Here is a 22,547-nt window from a genome sequence, read left to right as displayed (position 1 = left end):
TGGCCACATTGCCCCAGAGACGGACTGTTCACCATGACCGAGATCACCGCCGACCGATTGCACACGCTGCTGGATGCCCTGCCCAACGGGGTCCGCGTGCTGTCGCTGGACTGCTTCGACACCATCGTCTGGCGCAAGGTCGCCAAACCCACCGACGTCTTTTTCGCGCTGCAGGATTCGGCGCCCTGGCAGGCCCACGGCATCACGGCGCCGCTGCGCGCCAAGGCCGAGGACGCCGCGCGCCGCCGCAAGCGGCTGCTGACCCGCTCCAACGAGGTGACGATCGAGGAGATCTACCGCGAGCTGCTGCCCTCCCTGAGCGATGCCGAGCGCGCGACCTGGGTGGCGCTGGAGCTGGACGCGGAAAAACGCCATGGCTTTGTTTTTGAACCGACCCTGGCACTGATCCGCGCGGCGCACGCGCGCGGGCTGCGCATCATCGTGGTCAGCGACACCTATTTCTCCCATGTGCAGCTGCGCGAACTGCTGGCCGCGCTGATGGGCGATGAACACCGGCTGATCGCGCAGGTGCACTGCTCCAGCGAATGCGGTGGCTCCAAGGTCAACGGCATGTTCGGCGTGGTGCTGCAGCGCGAGAAGCTCAAGCCCGCGCAGGTCTGGCATCTGGGCGACAACCCCAAGGCCGACCTGTGGGCGCCGCAGCAGCAGGGCGTGGTCGGGGTGCATCTGCAGCACCACGTGCCGGCGGTGCTGGCCCAGCTGGAGCAGCGCGAGCGCGCGGCCCTGCAGCTGATGCCCGAGATCCACCGCAGCGTCGCCATGCCCAGCAGCTTCCACGCCCAGCTGGCCACCCGCCACGGCTTCATGGCCGGCGACGTGCGCGACCGCATCGGTTACGGCACGCTGGGGCCGGTGATGCACGCCTTCGCCACCTGGGTGCGCGATCGGGTGGCCGCGCTGGCGGCCGACGGCACGCCGGTGAAGGCGGCCTTCCTGCTGCGCGACGGCCACCTGCCGGCCCGGGCCATGCAGGCGCTCACCGGCGACGCATGGCCGCTGTTGCGGCTCTCGCGCTTCACCGCCAACGCCGCCTGCCTGCGCGACCGCGACGACGTGGTGAGCCTGTTGGCAGGCATGTTGTCGGAAAAGAGCATGCCGGCGCTGGCACGCCAGCTGCTGCTGCCACCGGCGCTGGCCGAATCCATTCTTGCCGAGAGCCTGAAAGCGAGCCGCCCGGAAGACGCCTTTGCCCGCCGGGTGCTGCGCGAAGACACGCTGCGCACCATTCTCGAGGCCTCGGCCCGGTTCCGCGCCCGCCTCTGGACGCATGTGCAGCGCGCGACCGGGGTGCAGCGCGGCGACACCCTGGTGTTCGCCGACCTGGGCTACAGCGGCACGGTGCAGACCCGGTTGCGCGAGATCTTCCAGGACGAACACGGCGTGCGCCTGCACGGCCTGTACCTGATCGCCAGCCGCGCGCTGCCCGGCCAGGTGGATCGCGAAGGCCTGATCGGTCCGGACTGGGCCGACGAGCGCCTGGTGGTTGCGCTGACCGCCTACATCGGCCTGTTCGAGATGATGTGCACCATGGCCGAACCCTCGACGGTGGACTACACCGACGGCGGTGAGCCGGTGTTCGGCGCCTCGGGCGCCAAGGCCACGCAGTCGGCCACGGTCGACCGCATGCAGGAGGCCAGCCTGCGCTTCGTGCGCGATGTGGCGGCGGTGCCTCCGCGCCGCAAGCCGGCCGCCAACCGCCTCGAGCTGGCGCGCCAGGTGGTGGCCGACCTCGGCCGCCTGATCTACCTGCCCGACGCGCAGGAGACCGAATGCCTCTCGACCTTCGAGTTCGACTTCAACCTCGGCACCGACCTGATGCTGGCCACCGCCGATCTGGAGACCGGGCTGGAGGAGTTCCGTCGCGAAGGCTTCGCCCTGATGAACCGCGACTTCACCCGCCTGCGCATCAGCTACCCGATGGAGCTGCGGCACATGGACATCTCGCTGGCGATCACGCTGATGTCGCTGCAGCGCTACGGCTATGGCCTCTCGACCAGCGACGCCAGCCTGCGCCGCGAGACGGTGCCGGCGCTGGTGGCCAATGCCACCGGTCATTCGCAGGGAGTGGTCGAAGCCCACGCCACGCACGACGGCTTCTTCAGCGTCTCGCTGCCGATGAGTTCCTCGTTCGACATGAGCGTGCTGCTCGGCCAGTGCTACCAGTGGCTGCAGATCGAGTCGGTGTGCAAGGTGTCGATGGAAGAGTCGCGCGAGACCTTCCCGCTGGAAATCGGCCGCGATGTGCTGTTCGACGGCGTCGGCGCCCAACCGGGTGGCCTGCTGCAGTGCAGCCCGGCGGCCATGCTGTTCCTGCCCGCGTGTGCACCGAAGGACCACGGCCGTTTCATGGTGCGCGTGGTCTACCGCCCGCTGGTGTGGGTCGAGGCGGTCGCCGCCGGACAGGCCAGCGCCAGGACGCACGCCGAACCGCTGGCGGCCTGAGAGAACACCCACCCCATTCAAGGACACCGAGATGGACATGGAACACCGCAGGCCCGAGGCGCTGCTTGAACGTGTGGTGACGGCGATCGAGGGCGGGGCCGCATTGCACGCCACCGCCACCGACCGGCACGATGCCGGGCTGTCGACCTTGCCCGGTCGCTGGAGCCACCACAAACCCGATGCCACCGGTCTGCCCGATTTCGCGGCCGCCACCGAGACCACCTGCGTGTGGGTGGTGCGTGGCGCCGCGTTCGATGGCGACCGCTGGCGCCTGGCGCTGGCGCGCTTCATGGCGGCGCCCGCCGGTCGGCTGGTGCTGGTGCTGCTGGGCTCGCCGTCGCAGGGCGCCGTGCTGCGCCAGGCGCTCGAACGCCTGGCCTTCGCCAGCGGACTGCGCAAGCACCCGGCGTATTACCTGATGCTCGACTACGAGGCGCTGCAGCAGGACGCCGGCCCGCTGGTGCTGCCGCTGGAGAAGCCCCCCGAAGCCGCGCGCCAGGCCTATCCCCTGGCGGCGCTGGAAGAGGAGCGCGACCTGCACATGGACATGCTGCGCGAGGCCGGCGAACGCTCGGACGCGCACGTGATCCGCTACCACCTGGCGGCCGATCTGGTGCGCGCCGGTGACCGGGTGCTCGACGCCGCCTGCGGCCTGGGCTACGGCAGCTACGTGCTGTCGCAGCTGACCCGCTGCCACAGCGTGACCGGGATCGACGGCAGCGACTACGCCATCGACTACGCCCGCGCCAGCTACGCCGCGGCGGAGGCACGTCTGGAGTACGTGCAGGGCTGGTTGCCCGACCACCTGGCGGCCTGGCCCGACCACAGCTTCGATGTGGTGGTCTCGTTCGAGACGCTGGAGCATGTGCAGGACCCGCAGGGCCTGCTGGCCGAGTTCTCGCGCCTGCTGCGCCCCGGTGGCCGCATCATCGCCAGCGTGCCCAACGACTGGTCCGACGAAACCGGCGAGGACCCGAACCCGCACCACCTGCACGTCTACACCCTCGACACGCTGCGCCAGCAGTTCGCCCGCCACTTCGTGCGCGAGCGCCTGCACCAGCAGATCGCCAGCGGCTGCAAGCGCCGCACCAACGGCAACCAGTGGGCCCCGCTGGCGCGCACGCTGCGCGAAGTGCCGGTGGACACCGACCTGCCACCCGACAGCGAGTGGTGGGTGATGACGGGCAGCAAGCCGGCCCGCACACTGTCCATCGACTACCGTGCACCCGCCTATGCCGCCCTGCAGCCGCCCTGGGCCGCCACCGCCGGGGCGGAGCACCTGGCCGGGGGCCTGGTGCTGGCCATGCATTGCGTGCCGGCCGAGGTCGACCCCCGGGTCGAAGCCTTCTGGTCGGCGCTGGCCCAGGAACTCGCGCAGCGGGGACACGCGCTGATGCTGCTGAGCACCACGCCCGTGCGCGATCCGGCGCTGCATGTGATCGACATGCCCTTCGAGCTGACGGGCTTCGTCCGGCATTTCGCCGCGCTGCCGTCGGCCGGTGAAGCGGTCAGCGAACAGGACATCCACGACGCGGTCGGCTGGTACGGTTGCGACCACGACACGGCGCGCGACAACCTGCGGCTGGCCCAGGCCTTCCTGCGCGACCTGCTGGAGACCCTGCGCCCGGCGGCGGTGCTGGGCTGGCAGGCGCTCAACCCGCTGACCCGGGTGCTGCGCGCCAGCGCCCGTGCGGCAGAGCTGCCGTACTGGTCCGGCGAGCGCGGCTGGGTGCGCAACACGCTGATGTTCGACCTCGGCGGCAGCCACCTGCTGGGCGAGCTCTCGACCAGCCTGGCCAGCGCCCGCCAGCGCGAACGCTACCGCCCGCACCCACTGGTGCTCGAGGCCCTGCGCCAGCGCGCCACCCGGGCGTCGAGCCTGGGGCGCTACACGGGTACCGAACGGGTGGGGCGCGAGGCCTTGCGCGAGCGGCTGGGCATGGCGCCCGGGGACCGGGTGGCCGTGCTGTTCACGCACGGCGAACCGGGCATGAACACGATGTCGAACGCGACCGTGCGCGAGCTGCACGACCTCTCCGGCCCGTTGCTGCAGCAGCGCCTGGACGCGCTGGCGCAGGCGCTCTCGGCGCGCGGCTTCTGGCTGCTGGTGCAGGAGCATCCCTTCAATGCGGCCGCCGGGCGCTGCCTGCGCCTGCCGGATGACCCGCGCGTGCTCGGCGTGCGCGAGGACGTCAGCAGCCTGCTGGACGCGGCCGACGCCTGCTTCTTCACGCTCGCCACGCTGCAGTTCGACGCGGTCTTCCTGGACAAGCCCTTCGGCTTGCTGGGCCGCAGCGCGCTCTGCCGCGACGGCCTGCCGCCGGTCATGGGCGACCATGGTTCCGCCGACGGATTCCTGGACACGGTGCTCGACAGCGCCGCCTGGCCGGCGCGCTTCGAGCGGCTGCGGGCCGATGTGGCCTTCCAGTTCGAGAACCTGCTCATCGACACCGAGCCGGACGCGGTTGCCCAGGGCGCCGCCGAGTGGGCCGCACACCTGGCGCGCCTGCAGCGGCCGGTGGACGCGGCGTTCCCGGCGCGGATCGAGCAGTTCCTTCAACTCTGGGCCACGACGGCCGGCGAGGCCGCCGGGCCCGCCTTGGACGAGGTGCCTGCCATCTCGCCGCCGACCGGTGCCGCGGTGGACGTGTTGACCCATTGCCTGGCCCAGCTGGGCCTGGCCGAGCCGCTGGAGCTGCGGCCGCAGGCCGGTGCCTTGGTGCACCGCTCGGACACGCTGTGCGTGATCGCCGGTCACGACCAGTGCCAGACCGACCTGCGCCAGGGGTTCGAGGCGCTGTGCAACATCGACGTCGAGGGCCAGCACCTCTGGGTGGGCGTGCCGTCGGTGTTGCCCGTCCTGCAGCCCCACGAATCCCCGGTGGTCGTGAGCTTCTACACCAAGAACACGCCCTACGAAGCGCAGGCGCGCGGCCTGGTCGAATCCATCGAAGCGCTGGGCGACGACGTGCCCTACTGCGTGGTCGGCATCGACAGCGCGGGCTCGTGGGAGGCGAACTGCAGCCTCAAGCCGGGCTTCATCCTGCAATGCCTGCGGGAGCTGCAGCGCCCGGTGCTGTGGGTCGACGCCGACGCGCGGCTCAACGCCCGGCCCTCGGTGCCACCGGCGTTCGACTTTGCGGTCCACAAGTACGACGGCTGGGAGTTCGCCAGCGGCACCGCCTATTTCGCCTGCAGCGACGCGTCGATCCGGCTGCTGGAGCGCTGGATCGAGCTGTCCCGCCAGCGCCCGCTGATCTGGGACCAGATGCTGCTGGACCAGGCCTGGGCCGAGTGCTCGCGCGACGGCACGCTCGTGACCGGCTGGCTGCCCGAGCCCTACACCCACATCTTCGACAACCCGGCCGCCGAAGCGCAGCGCGCCGCGCCGGTGGTCACGCACTACCAGGCGTCCCGCGCGGTGGTGAACAAACGGCCCAAGCCGGTGGTGCCCGACGCGCTGGTGCGCAGCCGGCGCGAAGACCGGGCCTGGCGCCACGAATACGACGTGCCGGTGCACCGCACGACCCTGGCCAGCGGCCGGCAGGTCGATGCCTGGCCCGGCGTGAACACCGACCTCGGCCGCCTGATGGACTACCTGCATGCGCTGCGCAGCGAAGCCGGCGAGCGCGTGTTCTTCCTGCAGGTCGGCGCCATGGACGGCGTCAAGTTCGATCCGCTGCACAAGCGCATCCGGACCCAGGCCTGGCAGGGCGTGCTGTTCGAGCCGCTGCCCGACATGTTCGAGAACCTCCAGCGCAACTACGCGGGCTGCGACGGTCTCACCCTGGTGCAGGCGGCGATCGACACGCAGGAAGGTTCGCGCGAGATGTACCGCATCCCGCAATCGGTGGTGAACCAGGGGCAGCTGCCCGACTGGGCGCTGGGCATTTCATCGTTCTACAACGACCGCAATGCGCTGGGCGGCAAGAAGATCGACGCGGCCACGCGCGCGCTGGTCGAGGCCAACACCGTGCGCGAAGCCGTGCCCTGCACGACCTTCGAACGTGTGCTGGCCGAGCACCGGATCACCGAGATCGATCTGCTGCAGATCGACACCGAGGGGCACGACTGGGCGATCCTGCAGAGCTTCCCGATCGGGCGCCTGCAGCCGAAGGTCATCAACTTCGAGTACTACAACCTGCAGGAGTCCGAGGTGCGCGAGGCGCTGGACTGGCTGCGCGCCCATGGCTATGCCTACGGCATGGATCACAAGGACGTGACCGCCACCCGTTTGCGCTTGCCCTGATCCCGGCGCAGCCATTCCTGCATCGGCTGCTCGAACTGCTGGTTGACGATGACCGAAATGAGCACCGTCGACAGCATGAAGGCACCGAAAAACCAGGGGCTGTAGAACGGGATCGGCGTGGCCGTGGCCGACAGCAGGCAGGCCAGCACGAGTTGCCACGGAAAGTGCAGCAGGTAGATCGCGTAGGTTGCGTTGCTCAGCTGGCGCACCGGGCGTGTCAGTGCCGCTGGAACGGCCACCGGGCGTGCGATCAGGAAGATCAGCAGCGGCAGGTAGGCCAGCAGCAGGTAGGGCCGCAGCCCGAAGTCGGTCAGCCAGCCCTGCCGATCCAGCAACCAGAGGCCGGCCGCGCCCGCCACCACCACCGCACCGTAGGCCGGTCGGCGCCAGCGCGCCATCGCTTCGTGCCGGGCCAGTGCGAGTGCCGCGACACCGCCCGCGAAAAAATACATCGCGCAATCGATCACCGGGGAGCGCACCAGCGCCGACAGCTGCAGCGCCAGCGCGATCGCCAGCACGGTCAGCGCCACCCACATCGACCCGCCCAGCGTGCGCAGCAACACGAAGAACAGCACCAGCACCAGCACCTCGACCGACACCGCCCAGATCGGGCCGTTGAAGCTGTAGCCCGACTGGAAACCCCAGTCGCTGGCCAGGAAGATCTGCAGCACGAAATGGCGCAGGTCGTTGACGGTGTAGACGAAGAAGCTGTCGTTGGTCCGGTGGTAGAGCGCCTGCAGCAAGGCCACCACCAGCAGGGTGAGCCAGTGCATGGGCAGCAGGCGCGAGATCCGCAGGACCAGGAAGTCGCGGCCGGTCACGCTGCGCGCGGGGATCGACGCGCGGTAGAGCCAGTAGAAGATGAAGCCGCTGATGCACCAGAAGGTGGGCACCCGGAACGCACCGTACTCATAGAGCCAGCGCAGCCCGCCGTAGAAAGGCTGCTGTTCCCTGACGAAGGCGACGGCCGGATGCGCGACCATGGCCAGGTGCTGGTAATGCCAGACCACGATGGCCAGCGCCATGGCGATGCGCACCAGTTCGATGCCGAACAGGCGGTTCTCTCCCACGAGCTCCCGGCGTGACGGGGTGTGGTGCATGCCCATGCCCTCTGGTGGACAGGTCTGGCGCCTGCCGTGCGGTGTACTCCCTATGTATCAGTATGTTACGCAGGGATGGACAACGGCGCCAACAACAACGCCGACAGGCGTCGGCGTGGCGGGGGATTCGTGGCGGCAGACCGGCCGCGTCGGGGTCAGGCCGAGAGGTAGGCCCGGCCGGCGCCGCCGGTCGAGGCCTGCTGGCCACCCAGGCGGCCATAGGTGCCCGGGGCCTGTTGCGGCAGCAGGCTGTGGACGGCGCGCTGGCTCTGGGCCTGTGCCCGCAGCACGGCCTGGCGCAGTTGCCCGAAGCGCTGGGCGGCGGCCATCATGTCTTCGCGCAGCTGGTCGCCGGCCGCGGCCAAGTCGGCCCGCTTGGGGGCCCGCTGCAGCACGTTCTGCACATGGGCGCTGGCGCGTTCGACGCCCGGCGCATCACCCTGCAGCAGCGCTTTCTCCAGCCCGTCCAGGCCGACGCGCAGGGCGACGATCCAAGGGTGGGTGCTGGGGCGCTGGTTCATGGTGAATCCTTTGGAAATCAGGTGCGGGAGCCGCCGCTGCTGGCGCCGAGCATTTCGGCCGCGTTGGACAGCATCTTGTCGGCGATGGCTTCGGCGTTGACCTTGAAGCTGCCGTCGGCGATCGCGGCCTTCATGGCCTCGACCTTGTCGGCGTTGAAGACGTCGTTGTTGCCCGCGCCCGAGAGGGCCTGCGTGGCCGACGAGGACAGGGTGACGGTGACGCCCGCCTGCGGTTGGGCCGACGCCGCAGCAGCGGCACCGCTGGCGGCGGCCGCTTCGGCGCCCGCGCTCGGGCGCTCGCTGGCCTTCTGGGGGCCACCCGCGACGGAACCAATATAGGAATCCGGTGAAGACGATTCGACTTTCATTTCACTCTCCAGACCCCGATACCGGGGCGTTGTGGAATGACTATCGGCTCAAAAACGGGAGGACTTGAGCCCTTTTTTGTGGAGTACATCACAAAATCCTCGCCGAATCTGGATAAAAAAGGTTTCACAAACGCACGTCGACCGTCTGGCCGTCGCGCACTGTGCCCGTCACGATCCGGCCGCTGCCCAGGCGGACCCGGACACTCTGGCCTTGCACGCCGGCGGTCAGGGCCTCACCGCTGACCACCACCTGGAAGCCGGCGCCGACGCTGCTGACCCGGACCTGGGCGCCCGGGCCGAAGGCCGGCGTGGGGCGCACCATGTTCTGGCGCAGGGCCTGGCCGGGTTGCAGCGCATAGGCCGCCTGCAGCCCGACCCAGCGTTCCGGGTTGGCCAGCACGGCATAGGGCTGTTCCGCCCAGTCCATTTCGGCCATTTCGGCGTCTTCCTGAGCCAGCACCGTGCCGGCGGCGATCGGGCGCCGGACCACCCAGCCCGGCCCCCAGGCCTTGACGGTGACCGGCATGAACACGTTCCAGCGCACGGGGCCTTCGAGGCAGCGCAGGCCGACCCGGCTGCGGCCCCACAGGCGGGTGCCCGGCGGCAGATAGGGCTCGATGCGAGCGCAGGGCGCCAGCTGCAGCCGGTCGTCCAGCGAACCCATGACGATCTCCGGCCGCAGCCGGCCGCCACCGTCGACGCCCACCGCCGCGGCCAGCGCGGGCTGCACCCAGTCGCGCGCCATCTGTTCGAGCTGCGCGTTGGCGTCGCTGGCCTGCGCGTGCGCGAAGCCGCTGGCCAGCAGGCCGGCCAGCAGCCAGCCCAGCCGGCGGAAGAAGGAAGTCAGACAGTTGTCCATGTGATCAATGTATGAGCGAACTTCCGAGCGCAAAGGACCGAAATGACGGTCAAACACGCGCTTTCTTTCGGCGCTGCGCACCCTCAAGTTTTCGCACACTTGTCCGCAACCCGGCCGCATAGCCCCCGCGAGCCGACCTGTCAACCCTTCTGGAGAACGCCATGCTCGAACAGATGACCGCCCGGCTCGACGCCTACGGCCAGTCGCTGATGCTGCGTTCGCACCGCCAGCAGGTGCTGGCCAGCAACATCGCCAACGCCGACACCCCGGGCTACGTCGCCCGCGATTTCGACTTCGCCGCCGCCCTGAAGGACGCCACCGGGGGCAGCAACCGCCAGGGGCTGGTGCAGACCGCCGAAGGCCACATGCGCCTGTCGGGCGCGCAGCCCGGCGACCCCAAGATGGGCTATGCCGTGCAGACCCAGCCTTCGCAGGACGGCAACTCGGTCGACCTCGACCGCGAGCGCGCCAACTTCGTCGACAACACGATCCGCTACGAGTCGACGCTGCGCTTCATCAATTCCAACGTGAAGACCATGCTGTCCGCGATCACCGGCCAGTAAGGAGAGCCTCATGTCCATGTTTTCGATCTTCGGCGTCTCCGGCAGTGCGATCAGCTCGCAGGCCCAGCGCCTGAACGTGGTGGCCAGCAACCTGGCCAACGCCGACGCGGTCGCCGGCCCCGACGGCAAGAGCTACAAGGCGCGCCAGGTGGTGTTCCAGACCGTGCCCATGGGCGACGACGCCACGGCCGGCGTCAAGGTGAAGGACATCACCGAGAACGACATGCCCGGCAAGCGCGTGTACGACCCCAAGCACCCCAGCGCCGACAAGGAAGGCTATGTGACCCATTCCAACGTCAACCCGGTCGAGGAGATGGTCAACATGATTGCCGCCTCGCGCTCCTACCAGAACAACGTCGAGGTGATGAACACCGCCAAGTCGCTGTTGCTCAAGACCCTGCAGATGGGCCAATGAAGGGAACCTGAACCATGACCATGATGACCTCCCTGGACCTGAGCAACCTCGGCACCACCGTGGGCAGCACCACCGGCACCGGGGGCAACAACACCAACGATCCGCAGGCGATGCAGGACCGTTTCCTCAAGCTGCTGGTCGCGCAGATCAACAGCCAGGATCCGCTCAACCCGATGGACAACGCCCAGATGACCACGCAGATGGCGCAGATCAACACGGTCAGCGGCATCCAGCAGCTCAACGAGACGCTCAAGGGCATGGCCGACCAGATGGCCTCCTCGCAGGCGATGCAGGGCACGACGCTGATCGGCAAGGACGCGCTGGTCGAAGGCAACGCGCTGGCCTTCGACGGCAGCACCGGCAAGGGCGCCTTCACGCTCGACGGCGCCGCCAGCAGCGTCAAGGTCGACATCATCGGCAAGAGCGGCGAGACCCTGGACACCATCGACCTGGGCGCACAGAGCGCCGGGCAGCACGGCTTCGAATGGAACGCCGGCGCCACCGACCCCAGCCAGGTCGCGAAGTTCGCCGTGCGCGCCAGCAGCGGCAGCACCGCCGTCACCGACACCGAACTCCAGCGCGTGCGCATCGCCTCCGTGGGCCTGTCCAACGGCGCGATGAGCCTGCAGCTGCAGAACGGCCGCACCCTGAGCTACGACCAGGTTCGCGGCTTCATGTAACACCCCCTCCCAGATCTCCACCCCGAAGGACACCACCATGGCATTCCAGCAAGGACTCTCCGGCCTGAACGCCTCCAGCCGCAACCTGGACGTGATCGGCCACAACATCGCCAACGCCAACACCGTCGGCATGAAGGCCTCGCGCGCCGAGTTCGGCGAGATCTACGCCAGCTCGATCAACTCGGCCGGCGGCATCAACGCCGGCATCGGCGTGCAGGTCTCGACCGTTTCGCAACTGTTCACGCAGGGCAACATCACCGTCACCGGCAACGACCTGGACGTGGCGATCAACGGCAACGGTTTCTTCGAACTGACCATGCCCGACGGCTCGATGTCCTATTCGCGCGCCGGCATGTTCAAGCTCAACCGCGACGGCGAGATCGTGACCAACATGGGTGGCCAGCTGATGGGCTACCCGACCGATGTGGCCGGTGTGCGCCAGGGCTTCGAGTCGGTGCCGCTGACCCTGCCCACGGGCGGCCCGATCCCGGCCAAGCAGACCACCACCGCCTCGGTCGAGTTCAACGTCGATGCGCGCGCCCCGATCGCCGCCGCGGCCGTGCCGCCCACCCCGCTGGGCACCTACGCGACCTCGTTCAACGCCTACGACCCGCAGGGCATCGAGATCCCCGTCGGCCTGGTGTTCCAGAAGACCGCCAACAACACCTGGGACGTGTACACCAGCGTCAACGGCTCGGACCCCGCCACCTCGACCCCGTTCTCGATCAGCTTCCTGGCCGACGGCACGCTGGACCCCGCGACCGTGGTCCCCCAGCTGCAGCTGGCCTCGCCCAACGACCCGGCGCAGACCTTCATGATCGACCTGGACTTCGCCGACGCGACCCAGTTCGGCGCCGACTTCGCGATCAACAACCTCACGCAGGACGGCTACCGCCCCGGCGAACTCACCAGCCTGGGCATCAGCGAGGCCGGCGTGATCACCGCCAAGTATTCCAACGGCCAGTCGCAGGCCGCCGGCCAGATCGCCCTGGTCAACTTCCGCAACGTGCAGGGCCTCTCGCCCATGAGCGGCGGCAACTGGTCGCAGACCTTCGCCTCGGGCGAGCCGGTGCGCGGCGCCCCCGGCGAGGGCAAGCTGGGCTACCTGCGCCCCGGTGCGCTGGAAGACTCCAACGTCGACCTCACGGCCGAGCTGGTCAACATGATGACCGCCCAGCGCGCCTACCAGGCCAACGCCCAGACCATCAAGACGCAGGACCAGATCCTGTCGACCTTGCTCAACATGCGCTGATCGCCTGACGCGAACCACCTAGGAGCCCCGCATGGACCGCATGATCTACACCGCCATGACCGGCGCCAACGCCACTGCCTACCGGCAGCAGCTGCTGGCCAACAACCTGGCCAATGCGTCCACGCCCGGGTTCCGCGCCGAGCTGGCGACCTTCCGGGCCGTGCCGGTGCGCGGCGACGGCACCAGCTCCCGGGTGTTCGCGCTCGAAGCCACGGCCGGCCACTCCGAAGCACAGGGCCCGGTGAACCCGACCGGCCGCAGCCTGGACGTGGCCGCGCGCGACAACGCCTGGTTCGCGGTGCAGGGCCTGGACGGCACCGAGGCCTACACCCGCGGTGGCGCCTTCGAGGTCAGCGCCGACGGCGCGCTGGTCAATGCCCACGGCCTGCCGGTGCTCGACGACGGTGGCTCGCCGATCAATGTGCCGGCCAACGCGCAGCTGTCCTTCGGCGGCGACGGCACGCTGACCGCCCGCGTCGGCGACCAGGCGCCGACCCGCGTGGCCAAGATCAAGCTGGTCACCCCGGACAACGAGAAGAAGATCCACCGCAGCGACGACGGCCTGTTCCGGCCGGTGCAGGGCGAGCCGCTGGACGCCGACCCCAACGCGCGGGTGATGGGCGGGGCGCTCGAAGGCAGCAACGTCAACCCCATCGAGGCCATGGTCGGAATGATCGCGGTCTCCCGCCAGTACGAGATGCAGATGCGCATGATCCAGAACGGCGAAACCAACGACAAGACCGCAGCGCAGCTGCTCAACATGAACGGCTGATAGGAGCACACCATGATCAACTCACTCTGGATTTCCAAGACCGGGATGCAGGCCCAGCAGACGCAGCTGGACGTGATCTCGAACAACATGGCCAACGTGTCCACGAACGGCTTCAAGCGCGCCAACGCCGTGTTCGAGGATCTGATGTACCAGAACCTGCGCCAGGTCGGCGCGGCCGAGACCGAGCAGAACAACCTGCCCACCGGCCTGCAGATCGGCCTGGGTGTGCGCACCGTCGCGACCTCGCGCCAGTTCAGCCAGGGCAGCCTGCAGCAGTCGGGCAACCAGCTGGACATCGCGATCAACGGCCAGGGCTTCCTGCAGGTCGCGCTGCCCGACGGCACCACCGGCTACACCCGCGACGGCAGCCTGCAGGTGAACGCGGAAGGCAAGCTGGTGACTTCCAGCGGCCTGGCGATCGCCGGCGACATCACCGTGCCGGCCGAGGCGCAGAGCGTGACCGTCGGCAGCGACGGCGTGGTCACCGCCAAGGTGCCGGGCAGCGCCACGCCGCAGCAGCTGGGCAACATCGAGCTGGCCAACTTCATCAACCCGGCCGGTCTCGAACCCAAGGGCCAGAACCTCTACACCGAGACCGTGGCCTCGGGCAACCCGGTGACCGGCGCCCCCGGCTCGGCCGGCATGGGCACGCTGATGCAGGGCTATGTCGAAACCTCCAACGTCAACGTGGTGCAGGAGCTGGTGACCATGATCCAGACGCAACGCGCCTACGAAATGAATTCCAAGGCGATCCAGACCTCCGACCAGATGCTGCAAAGGTTGGGGCAACTCTGATGACCGCAATGAAACACCTTCTGCTGCTCGTCTGCGTCACGCTCACCGGCTGCATGACCAAGCCGGTCGATGTGGCGCCGGTGCGTCCGATCCAGTACACGCAGGCGCCGTCGCCGGCCCAGACCGGCGGCAGCCTGTTCGTGGCCGCGCGCTACCGGCCCGCGTTCGAAGATCCGCGCGCGCGCCTGCCCGGCGACATCCTGACCATCACGATCACCGAGAAGGTCACGGCCAGCCAGTCCTCGTCGGCCAACATCGACCGCACGGGCGACGCCTCCGGTGGCATCACGGCCATTCCCGGCGTTCTGGCCAAGGACCTCACCAAAGGTCACAACTTCGATCTCGGCGGCACGTCGAGCAACAAGTTCTCGGGCAAGGGCGACAACAACAACCAGAACGACTTCTCCGGCACGATCACCGTCACCGTGCAGGAAGTGCTGCCCAACGGCCATCTGCTGGTCGCCGGTGAAAAACAGATCGGCATCAACAGCAATGTCGACGTGCTGCGCTTCTCGGGCACGGTCGATCCGCGCCACATCCTGCCGGGCAATGTGATCGCCTCGACCCAGGTCGCCAACGCCCGGATCGAGTCGCGAGGACGAGGCGCCGTGGATGAAGCGCTCTCAATTGGCTGGTTGGGACGGTTCTTTTTGAATGTTTTCCCGTTCTGAGGCTGCCTAGCATCCTTCTCATGAACTTCCTGCACAGCCCCGTCACCCTGGAGTCCGGTTTCCGCCGGACCCTGTTTGCACGCCGCAACGCGCGCGCCCTGTGGCTGCGCCGCCTGATGGGCTGGAGCGTGCTGGCGGTGGGCCTCGTGGTCTGGCTGGGCTGGCCGATGGACGCCCACGCCATGCGCATCAAGGAGATCGCGGCGGTGCAGGGCGTGCGCACCAACCAGCTGACCGGCTTCGGCCTGGTGGTCGGCCTGGACGGCACGGGCGACCAGACCACCCAGATGCCCTACACCTCGCAGGGCATGACCAACTACCTGCAGCAGCTGGGCCTGACCCTGCCGGCCGACGCCAAGACCCAGATGAAGAACGTGGCCGCGGTGCTGGTGACGGCGCAGCTGCCGCCCTTCGCCCGTCCGGGCCAGATGATCGACGTCACCGTCTCGTCGATGGGCAACGCCAAGTCGCTGCGCGGCGGCACGCTGATCACCACGCCGCTCAAGGGCGCCGACGGCGAGATCTACGCGCTGGCGCAGGGCAACCTGCTGGTCGGCGGCGCCGGCGCCTCGGGCGGCGGCAGCAAGGTGCAGATCAACCACCTGAGCGCGGGCCGCATTCCCTCGGGCGCACAGGTCGAACGCAGCGTGCCGACGGCGTTCGCCATGGGCGACACCATCGAGCTGGGCCTGAACTCGGCCGACTTCCAGACCGCCCGCCGCGTGGCGCAGGCGATCAACGACCGCATGGGCACAGGCGTGGCCAGCGCGGTCGACGGCCGCGTCGTCAAGCTGCGCGCACCGGCCAACCCGGACGACCGCGTGAACTTCCTGGCCGAGATCGAAGAGATCCCGCTGGAGGCGACGATTCCGATGGCGCGCGTGGTGATCAACACCCGCACCGGCTCCATCGTCATGAACCAGGCCGTCACCCTCGGTCCCTGTGCGGTCGCGCACGGCAACCTCTCGGTCAGCATCAGCTCGACCCCGGTGGTCAGCCAGCCCAATGCGCTGTCGCAGGGCCAGACCGTGACCGCGGAAAAGACCGACATCAAGATCACGCAGGACGCCGGCGCGCTCATCAAGATGGACGCTGCGCCGCAGCTGGCCGACCTGGTGCGCATGCTCAACGGCCTGGGCGCGACGCCGCAGGACCTGCTGGCGATCCTGCAGGCCATCAAGGCCGCGGGCGCGATGAACGCCGAGCTGGAAGTGATCTGAGGCCGTCATGAGCACGCTGCCGAACACCACCCAGGGCCTGGCCGCCGATCCCGGCGCGCTCAACGCCTTGCGCTATGGCGCGGGGCGTGATGGCCAGGGCGGCAAGACCGCGCTCAAGGAGGCGGCCAAGCAGTTCGAATCGCTGTTCATGCGCGAGCTGATCAAGAGCATGCGCGACGCGACCCAGAAGTCCGGCCTGCTCGAAGGGCAGGGCAGCGACCTGGGCACCGACCTGTTCGACCAGCAGATGGCGGTGCAGCTCTCGGGCCTGCCCGGCGGGCTCAGCGCCTCGATCGAGCGCCAGCTCAGCAAGCAGATGAAGGGCAGCGACGGCGCCGAAGGGGCCGGCGAGTCCGGCACCGACGCCAGCGGCACCGTCCAGGGGCAGAGCTTCAAGCCGCTCAACCGCTCGGCCATGAACGCGTTGATGAAGTACGCGCCCGCCGAAAAGACGGTGCCCGCGATGGTCGAAGGCAGCGCCCCGGCGGCCGGCAACGCCAGCCTGCGCGGGCTGCCGTCCGGCCAGCGCCAGGCCGCCTTCGTCAACCAGCACAACCAGGCCGCGGCCGCCGTGGCGCGCGAGTCGGGCATTCCGGCCAGCTACATGATCGGCCAGGCTGGTCATGAAACCGGCTGGGGCAAGAGCGAGATCCGCAACGCCGACGGCACGCCGTCCTACAACCTGTTCGGCATCAAGGCCACGCCCTCGTGGAAGGGCAAGGTCGCCGAAGTCAGCACCACCGAATACGTCAACGGCGTGCCGCGCAAGACGGTGGCCAAGTTCCGTGCCTACGACTCCTACGCCGACTCGTTCCGCGACTACGCCCGCCTGATCACGCGCAGCCCGCGCTACGACAAGGCGATGGACCAGATCGGCTCGGTGCACGGCTTTGCGTCCGGCCTGCAGCGCGCCGGCTACGCCACCGACCCGCAGTACGCGTCCAAGCTCAGCCGTGCCATCAACACCACGCTGAACCTGCAGCGCGCGCAAAGCTGAGGCCTGAGAGAACACCATGTCTTCCTCGGCCCTCAACATCGGCAACCTGGCGCTCAACGCCAACCTGTCGGCCCTGCAGGTCATCGGCCACAACATCGCCAACGCCAACACGGCCGGCTACTCGCGCCAGAACGTGTCCATGGTCACCGCCGGGTACCAGACCCTGGGCGGCAACTTCTACGGCATGGGCGTGCAGATCGACAGCGTCACCCGCTCGCACGACGCCTACCTGACCCGCGAGGCGCAGCTGGCCAGCGCCGTGTCGTCGGCCGACGCGCAGCGGCTGGCGCGCCTGAACCAGCTGGAGAACCTGTTCCCGACCGGCGAGAACGGCCTGGGCGCGGCGCTCAACGACATGCTCAACGCCTGGTCCGACGTGTCGACCTCGCCGACCAACCTGGCGGCGCGCTCGGCCGTGCTCAGCCAGTCGGAAGAATTCGCCGCCCGCCTGCGCGACACCGCCGGCCAGGTCGACATGCTCGCGTCCAGCGCCCGCCAGCAGATCGGCGACACGGTCACCAACATCAACCGCCTGGCCAAGGACATCGCCAAGCTCAACCAGCAGGTCATCGAGAGCCAGGGCGACGTCGGCACGCCCAACGACCTGCTCGACCAGCGCGACAGCCTGATCGGCGAGCTGAGCAAGTACGTGCAGGTGACCACGCTGCCGGCCGACGACGGCAGCTACAGCGTGTTCGTCGCCGGCAGCCAGCCGCTGGTGCTGGGCAGCAAGGCCTCGTCGCTGGCGGTGAAGCCGGGCGACCCCGATGCCTCCCGCCCGACCATCGTGTTTCAGTCGGTCAGCACCACGATGGACCTGCCCGACAGCGCGCTGGGCGGCGAACTCGGCGGCGTGCTGGAGTTCCTCAACACCGATCTGCACGACGTGCAGAACGTGATGGGCCGCATGGCCCTGGCGACCAACACCCTGGTCAACACGCAACACCAGCTGGGTGTGGACCTGCGCGGCGACACCGGCACCGACTTCTTCGTGCCGATCGCCGACGCCGCCGGCCTGGCCGCCGGCAGCAACACCGGCAACGCCACCCTGCACGCCGAGGTCAGCGACCCGACCGCCTTGCGGGCCTCGGACTACCAGCTGAACTTCACCGCCGCGGGCGTCGACATCGTGCGCCTGTCCGATGGCGAGAGCACCTCGTTCGCCGGCCTGCCGGCCGACCTCGATGGCCTGAGCTTCCAGCTCGATGCGGGCGCCGGCGCCCCGGGCGACAGTTTCCTGGTCAAGCCCTTCGCCAATGTCGCCCGCAACATGCAGATGTCGGTCAGTGCCGCCGACCGGCTGGCCGTGGCCAGCCCGGTGGTGGTCAGCCCGGCCAGCGGCAACATCGGCGGCGTCAGCGTGCAGAGCATGTACCCCGTTGCGCCCTCGGCCAACCTGACCGACCCGGTCACGCTGACCTTCCTGGCCAATGGCAGCTTCACCGCCACCGGCCTGGGCCCGGGCAACCCGCCGCCCGACAACGCCGGCCCGCCCGCCAGCTACAACTACACGCCCGGCAAGCCCATCGTGCTCAACGGCTGGAGCCTGACCCTGCGCGGCGTGCCCGCCGCGGGCGACAGCTTCGCCGTCACCCCGTCGCCATCGGCCGACCAGCGCCAGAACGCCGGCAACGCGGTCGGTGTGCTCGCGCTGCGCGACCTCGCGACCTTCGACGGTGCTTCGCTGTCCGAAGGTTATGCCTCGCTGCTGACCGACATGGGCACGCGCGTGCAGGGCGCCAAGTTCGCCGCCGACTACTCGGGCAGCGTGGCGTCCAGCGCCGAAAGCGCGCGCGCCGCGGTCGCGGGCGTCAACCTCGACGAAGAGGCTGCGCGCCTGCTGCAGTTCCAGCAGGCCTACCAGGCGGCCGCCAAGTACATGCAGATCGCACAGGGCATGTTCGACACCCTGCTGCAGACCGTGCGCTGACGGCCAGGAGATCCACCATGAACCCCATGCGCGTCACCACCGCCCACTCCTACGACACCACCATCGCCCAGCTGACCAAGCGCCAGGCCGATCTGGTCGACCAGCAGGAGCGCATCTCGTCGGGCAAGCGCGTCGTGCGCGCCAGCGACGACCCGGTCGCCGCCGCCCTGGCCGAGTCGGTGCAGACCCGCCTCTCGCGCATCACCTCCGACCAACGCGCCATCGACGCCTCGCGCACCTCGATGCAGCAGGCCGAAGGCGCGCTGGGCGAAGCGGGCGACCTGATCCAGCGCGTGCGCGACCTGATGGTCTCGGGCGGCAACGCGGCCTATGGCGATACCCAGCGCGAGGCGCTGGCCAAGCAGATGGAGGGGCTGCGCGAGCAGCTGTTCTCCGTCGCCAACCGGCAGGACAGCGCCGGCCGCAGCCTGTTCGGCGGCCTCGGCGGGTCGAGCACGCCGTTCGTGCAGGAATTCGGCAGCGGCAGCGGGCAGGTGCGTTTCGACGGCCAGCGCGGCCAGCAGGCCGCGACCGATGTGCGGCTGCCGCAGTCCATGGACGGCAACACCGTCTTCATGCGCGTGCCCCAGGGCAACGGCACCTTCGTGCTCGACCAGGGCGCCGCCAACACCGGCAGCCTGCGCAGCGACATCGGCAAGGTGTCCGACCTTTCGGCGCTCACCGGCCACGACTACCGCATCGACTTCGCCGACGTCGCCGGGGTGATGCAGTACAGCGTCACCGACCTCACCACCGCGACCCCGGTGGCCGGCCAGACCGGCGTGAACTACACCGCCGGCATGCAGGTCGAGTTCGACGGCATGTCCTTCCAGTTCAACGGCGCACCGAAGGCCGGCGACACGCTCGGCATCACTCCCGCCGACACCCCGACCGACCTGTTCAAGGTCATGCAGGACGCGATCGACGCGCTGCGCACCCCGACCAACGACACGGGCGACAACGCGCGCCGCACCCAGGACCTGGGACGTTCACTGACCGAGCTGGATGCGGGCCACGACCGCGTGCTGCTGGCGCGTGCGCAGGCCGGCGAATGGCTCAACCGCGCCGACACGATCACGGATCTGCTGGGCAACCGCGAGGTCGACCACACGGCCGAGAAGTCCTCGCTCGAAGACCTCGACATGGTCAAGGGCATCTCCGAGTTCCAGTCGCAGCAGGTCGGCCTGGAGGCGGCGATGAAGTCCTACGCCTCGATCCAGAAGCTCTCGCTGTTCCAGTACGTGAGCTGACCCCACCCGAGCCCATCCGATGAGCCACACCGTCCTCGACAGCGTCGCCATGGCCTACCAGCCGGTCTGGAACCGGCGGCGACTGCTCGCGGCGGTGCGCCTGTCGGTGCTGCCCACCGACCCCGCCTCGGTCGATGCCGCGCACCTGATGCAGGTGCTGGGCGACGACTGGCCGGTCAATGCCCCCGTGCTGGTGCTGGCGCTCGATTCGCCCGATCTGCTGCAACAGGCCTTGCGCTGCGCACCGGTGCCCAACACCTGGCTCGAAGTGCCGGCCGTGCTGTTCGAACACCCCGAGAGCCTGGCCATGCTCTCGCAGGCCACCCGGCGTGGCCACACGCTGCTGCGGCGCGGTGACCTGGCCGGGATGCGGCGCGAATTCGTCGCCCCGCTGGATGCGCGCAGCCTGCTGCACCTGAGCGCCGAAGACGCGCTCGAGGCGCTGCGCTCCCGACCCGTCGAGGGCCAGCCCATGCCGCCCCACCCGACGCCGATCCGGCCGGGACAGATCTACCGCAACGTCTGCAACCGGGGCCTGGCCGACCATTGCCTGGACGAAGCCGGCGCCTGGGGCATTCTCGGCTGGCCCGACGACGACGTGCTCTACGCCGGCCGCCACCTGCCGCCCGCCTGCGACGAGATCGTGATCCGGCTGCTGCGGCAGGCGCTCGACCAGGACGCCTCGATCGAACGCATCGAGCGCTACGTGCGCCAGGACCCGGTGCTGGTCTACCGCCTGCTCGCGCGCGTCAACTCCGCGGCCTACGGCGGCCGCCACGAAATCGACTCGCTGCGCCACGCGATCATGATGTTCGGCTTCTCGGCCCTGGACCGCTGGCTGGTCGACCAGCTGGCCGGCGCCGACACCGATCTCGCGATGCACCCGGTGCGCTACGGGCTGGTGATGCGGGCGCGCCTCGCGCAGCACCTGCTCGACCCCGGCTCGGAGGAAGAGCTGCGCGCCGAGGTCTACACCACCGCCATCTTTGCCCAGCTCGACCGCCTGATGCACGAGCCGCTGGCCAACCTGATCGACCGCCTGCCGCTCAACGACCGGGTGGCCGAGGCGTTGATCAGTCACGCGGGTCCGTACCACCCGCTGCTGGACATCGCGCGCGCGCAGGGCGAAGCCGACAGCATCCAGGCGCTGCCCGGCATCTGCGAGCAGCACGAAGTCAGCCTCGAACACGCCAACCGCGCGTTGCTGCGCATGCTCGCGACCAGCCGCGACCACGGCCTGGCGCCGGAACCGGCAGCCCCCCTGCGCGGGGTGTAGGGGCCCCCACGCTCCGCCGCTGCGCGGGTCGCTGCCCCCCGAGGGGACTGGTCCTGCCTTGGGGCGGCCCTGCGGCAGGCCCTGTGGCCCCAACGCGCCGCCGCTACCATCGGCGGATGAACGCCCCGACCCGCACCGCCCACCACACCAGCGCCCTCGTCCTGTTCTCCGGCGGACAGGACTCCACCACCTGCCTGGCCCACGCGCTCGCGCGTTATCCGCGCGTCGAAACCCTGGGCTTCGACTATGGCCAGCGCCACAGCGTCGAGCTACAGGCGCGGCAGGTCGTGCTGCAGAAGCTGCGTGAACAGTTCCCGGCCTGGAGCGACCGGCTGGGCGAAGACCACCTGCTCGACCTGGCCGTGCTCGGCAAGGTCAGCGAAACCTCGCTGACCCGCGACATGGCCTTCAAGATGGAGGCCAGCGGCCTGCCCAACACCTTCGTGCCCGGCCGCAACCTGCTGTTCCTCACCTTGGCCGCCGCGCTGGCCTACCGGCGCGACATCCAGGTCATCGTGACCGGCGTCTGCGAAACCGACTTCAGCGGCTACCCCGACTGCCGCGACGACACCATGAAAGCGCTGCAGGTCGCGCTCAGCCTCGGCATGGACCACCGCTTCCTGATCGACACCCCGCTGATGTGGATCGACAAGGCACAGACCTGGCGCATGGCCGAGCAACTCGGCGAAGTCGCGCAGCCGGCCGGAGGAGGCCAGGCAATGGTCGACCTGATCGTTGAACACACCCACACCTGCTACCTCGGCGACCGCGAACACCGGCAGGAGTGGGGCTATGGATGTGGGTCCTGCCCGGCGTGTGAGTTGCGGGCTCGGGGGTGGGAGCGGTACCGCTCTCCATTGGATGCGGTCAGACTGTAGGCAAAACATATACTTCTCACTCAATCGGCCGCGTCAGACAGGCTAGGGAGTGGAAGTGAAACCAGAGCATCAGGGGGCGGCTGCCGTGGCGCCCGGAAAATCGCAAACTGCCGGTGGGAATGCACAAGCAACGTCGCTCAAGCAGGGAGCGCGTCCGCCACATCCACCTCAGCAGCCTCCGTCCACGAGACGGCGCGGCGTCATCATCGGCGGTTCTGCTTCGGTAATCACCCTGGGTGCGTGGGGGCTGCTCAGTGCAACACTCCCTTCACCGTCCCGTTCCCCGGT

The 22,547-nt window shown here is 69.1% G+C and carries 19 protein-coding genes; 15 read left to right on the top strand and 4 right to left on the bottom strand.

Annotated features, from left to right (window positions below):
• Window positions 1-33 precede the first annotated feature (33 nt).
• Window positions 34-2,463: an HAD family hydrolase gene (locus ACS5NL_RS12060; RefSeq protein ID WP_439354055.1), complete on the top strand. Its 2,430-nt coding sequence runs from the start codon at window positions 34-36 to the stop codon at window positions 2,461-2,463.
• Between the two features lie 31 nt (window positions 2,464-2,494).
• Entirely contained in the window at window positions 2,495-6,712 is a 4,218-nt protein-coding gene (locus ACS5NL_RS12055) for an FkbM family methyltransferase (RefSeq protein WP_439354053.1), read from the top strand.
• Here the strand turns inward: ACS5NL_RS12055 and ACS5NL_RS12050 are convergent.
• The 4 genes from ACS5NL_RS12050 to flgA all read right to left on the bottom strand — a co-directional run bounded on the left by ACS5NL_RS12050 (window position 6,673) and on the right by flgA (window position 9,560).
• Window positions 6,673-7,812 carry an acyltransferase family protein gene (locus ACS5NL_RS12050; protein ID WP_439354052.1) on the bottom strand — a complete coding sequence of 380 codons (1,140 nt, stop codon included), beginning with the start codon at window positions 7,810-7,812 and terminating at the stop codon, window positions 6,673-6,675. The genes ACS5NL_RS12055 and ACS5NL_RS12050 overlap by 40 nt on opposite strands.
• A 155-nt stretch (window positions 7,813-7,967) precedes the next feature.
• Entirely contained in the window at window positions 7,968-8,333 is a 366-nt protein-coding gene (locus ACS5NL_RS12045) for a hypothetical protein (protein WP_439354051.1), read from the bottom strand.
• Window positions 8,334-8,350: 17 nt separating this feature from the next.
• On the bottom strand, window positions 8,351-8,701 hold the full coding sequence (flgM, locus tag ACS5NL_RS12040; protein ID WP_439354049.1) for a flagellar biosynthesis anti-sigma factor FlgM: 351 nt from the start codon (window positions 8,699-8,701) through the stop codon (window positions 8,351-8,353).
• 124 nt (window positions 8,702-8,825) lie between these two features.
• A complete protein-coding gene (gene flgA, locus ACS5NL_RS12035; RefSeq protein ID WP_439354047.1) occupies window positions 8,826-9,560 on the bottom strand; it encodes a flagellar basal body P-ring formation chaperone FlgA in 735 nt (244 codons plus the stop codon).
• A gap of 161 nt (window positions 9,561-9,721) precedes the next feature.
• On the opposite strand from flgA, the gene flgB reads away from it, so the two are divergent.
• The 13 genes from flgB (at window position 9,722) to queC (ending at window position 22,259) form a co-directional block, all read left to right on the top strand.
• Window positions 9,722-10,123: a flagellar basal body rod protein FlgB gene (flgB, locus tag ACS5NL_RS12030; protein WP_439354045.1), complete on the top strand. Its 402-nt coding sequence runs from the start codon at window positions 9,722-9,724 to the stop codon at window positions 10,121-10,123.
• A gap of 10 nt (window positions 10,124-10,133) precedes the next feature.
• On the top strand, window positions 10,134-10,538 hold the full coding sequence (gene flgC, locus ACS5NL_RS12025) for a flagellar basal body rod protein FlgC (protein ID WP_439354043.1): 405 nt from the start codon (window positions 10,134-10,136) through the stop codon (window positions 10,536-10,538).
• Between the two features lie 14 nt (window positions 10,539-10,552).
• Window positions 10,553-11,218: a flagellar hook assembly protein FlgD gene (locus tag ACS5NL_RS12020; RefSeq protein ID WP_439354041.1), complete on the top strand. Its 666-nt coding sequence runs from the start codon at window positions 10,553-10,555 to the stop codon at window positions 11,216-11,218.
• A 37-nt stretch (window positions 11,219-11,255) separates the two neighbouring features.
• Window positions 11,256-12,470 (top strand): flagellar hook protein FlgE, encoded by a 1,215-nt coding sequence (gene flgE / locus ACS5NL_RS12015; RefSeq protein ID WP_439354040.1) that lies wholly within the window; start codon window positions 11,256-11,258, stop codon window positions 12,468-12,470.
• A gap of 31 nt (window positions 12,471-12,501) precedes the next feature.
• Window positions 12,502-13,242 carry a flagellar basal-body rod protein FlgF gene (gene flgF / locus ACS5NL_RS12010; RefSeq protein ID WP_439354038.1) on the top strand — a complete coding sequence of 247 codons (741 nt, stop codon included), beginning with the start codon at window positions 12,502-12,504 and terminating at the stop codon, window positions 13,240-13,242.
• A gap of 12 nt (window positions 13,243-13,254) precedes the next feature.
• Window positions 13,255-14,037 (top strand): flagellar basal-body rod protein FlgG, encoded by a 783-nt coding sequence (gene flgG / locus ACS5NL_RS12005; RefSeq protein ID WP_439354036.1) that lies wholly within the window; start codon window positions 13,255-13,257, stop codon window positions 14,035-14,037.
• An 8-nt stretch (window positions 14,038-14,045) separates the two neighbouring features.
• Window positions 14,046-14,708, top strand: a complete 663-nt coding sequence (locus ACS5NL_RS12000) for a flagellar basal body L-ring protein FlgH (protein ID WP_439354035.1) — start codon at window positions 14,046-14,048, stop codon at window positions 14,706-14,708.
• 20 nt (window positions 14,709-14,728) lie between these two features.
• Window positions 14,729-15,928: a flagellar basal body P-ring protein FlgI gene (locus tag ACS5NL_RS11995; RefSeq protein WP_439354033.1), complete on the top strand. Its 1,200-nt coding sequence runs from the start codon at window positions 14,729-14,731 to the stop codon at window positions 15,926-15,928.
• 7 nt (window positions 15,929-15,935) lie between these two features.
• Window positions 15,936-16,925: a flagellar assembly peptidoglycan hydrolase FlgJ gene (gene flgJ, locus ACS5NL_RS11990; RefSeq protein ID WP_439354031.1), complete on the top strand. Its 990-nt coding sequence runs from the start codon at window positions 15,936-15,938 to the stop codon at window positions 16,923-16,925.
• Window positions 16,926-16,941: 16 nt separating this feature from the next.
• A complete protein-coding gene (gene flgK, locus ACS5NL_RS11985) occupies window positions 16,942-18,855 on the top strand; it encodes a flagellar hook-associated protein FlgK (protein ID WP_439354029.1) in 1,914 nt (637 codons plus the stop codon).
• Between the two features lie 17 nt (window positions 18,856-18,872).
• Window positions 18,873-20,105 (top strand): flagellar hook-associated protein FlgL, encoded by a 1,233-nt coding sequence (flgL, locus tag ACS5NL_RS11980; RefSeq protein ID WP_439354027.1) that lies wholly within the window; start codon window positions 18,873-18,875, stop codon window positions 20,103-20,105.
• A gap of 19 nt (window positions 20,106-20,124) precedes the next feature.
• Complete coding sequence (locus ACS5NL_RS11975; RefSeq protein ID WP_439354026.1) at window positions 20,125-21,381, top strand: HDOD domain-containing protein; 1,257 nt, start codon at window positions 20,125-20,127, stop codon at window positions 21,379-21,381.
• Window positions 21,382-21,497: 116 nt separating this feature from the next.
• Window positions 21,498-22,259, top strand: coding sequence for a 7-cyano-7-deazaguanine synthase QueC (queC, locus tag ACS5NL_RS11970; protein ID WP_439354024.1), 762 nt, complete (start codon window positions 21,498-21,500; stop codon window positions 22,257-22,259).
• Window positions 22,260-22,547 lie beyond the last annotated feature (288 nt).

It is taken from the genome of Hydrogenophaga sedimenti, from assembly GCF_051857515.1.
In the GTDB taxonomy this organism is placed as follows: Bacteria; Pseudomonadota; Gammaproteobacteria; order Burkholderiales; family Burkholderiaceae_C; genus Hydrogenophaga.
Note: the sequence above shows the minus strand (reverse complement) of the source record. Positions and strands in the feature narration are given on the sequence as shown.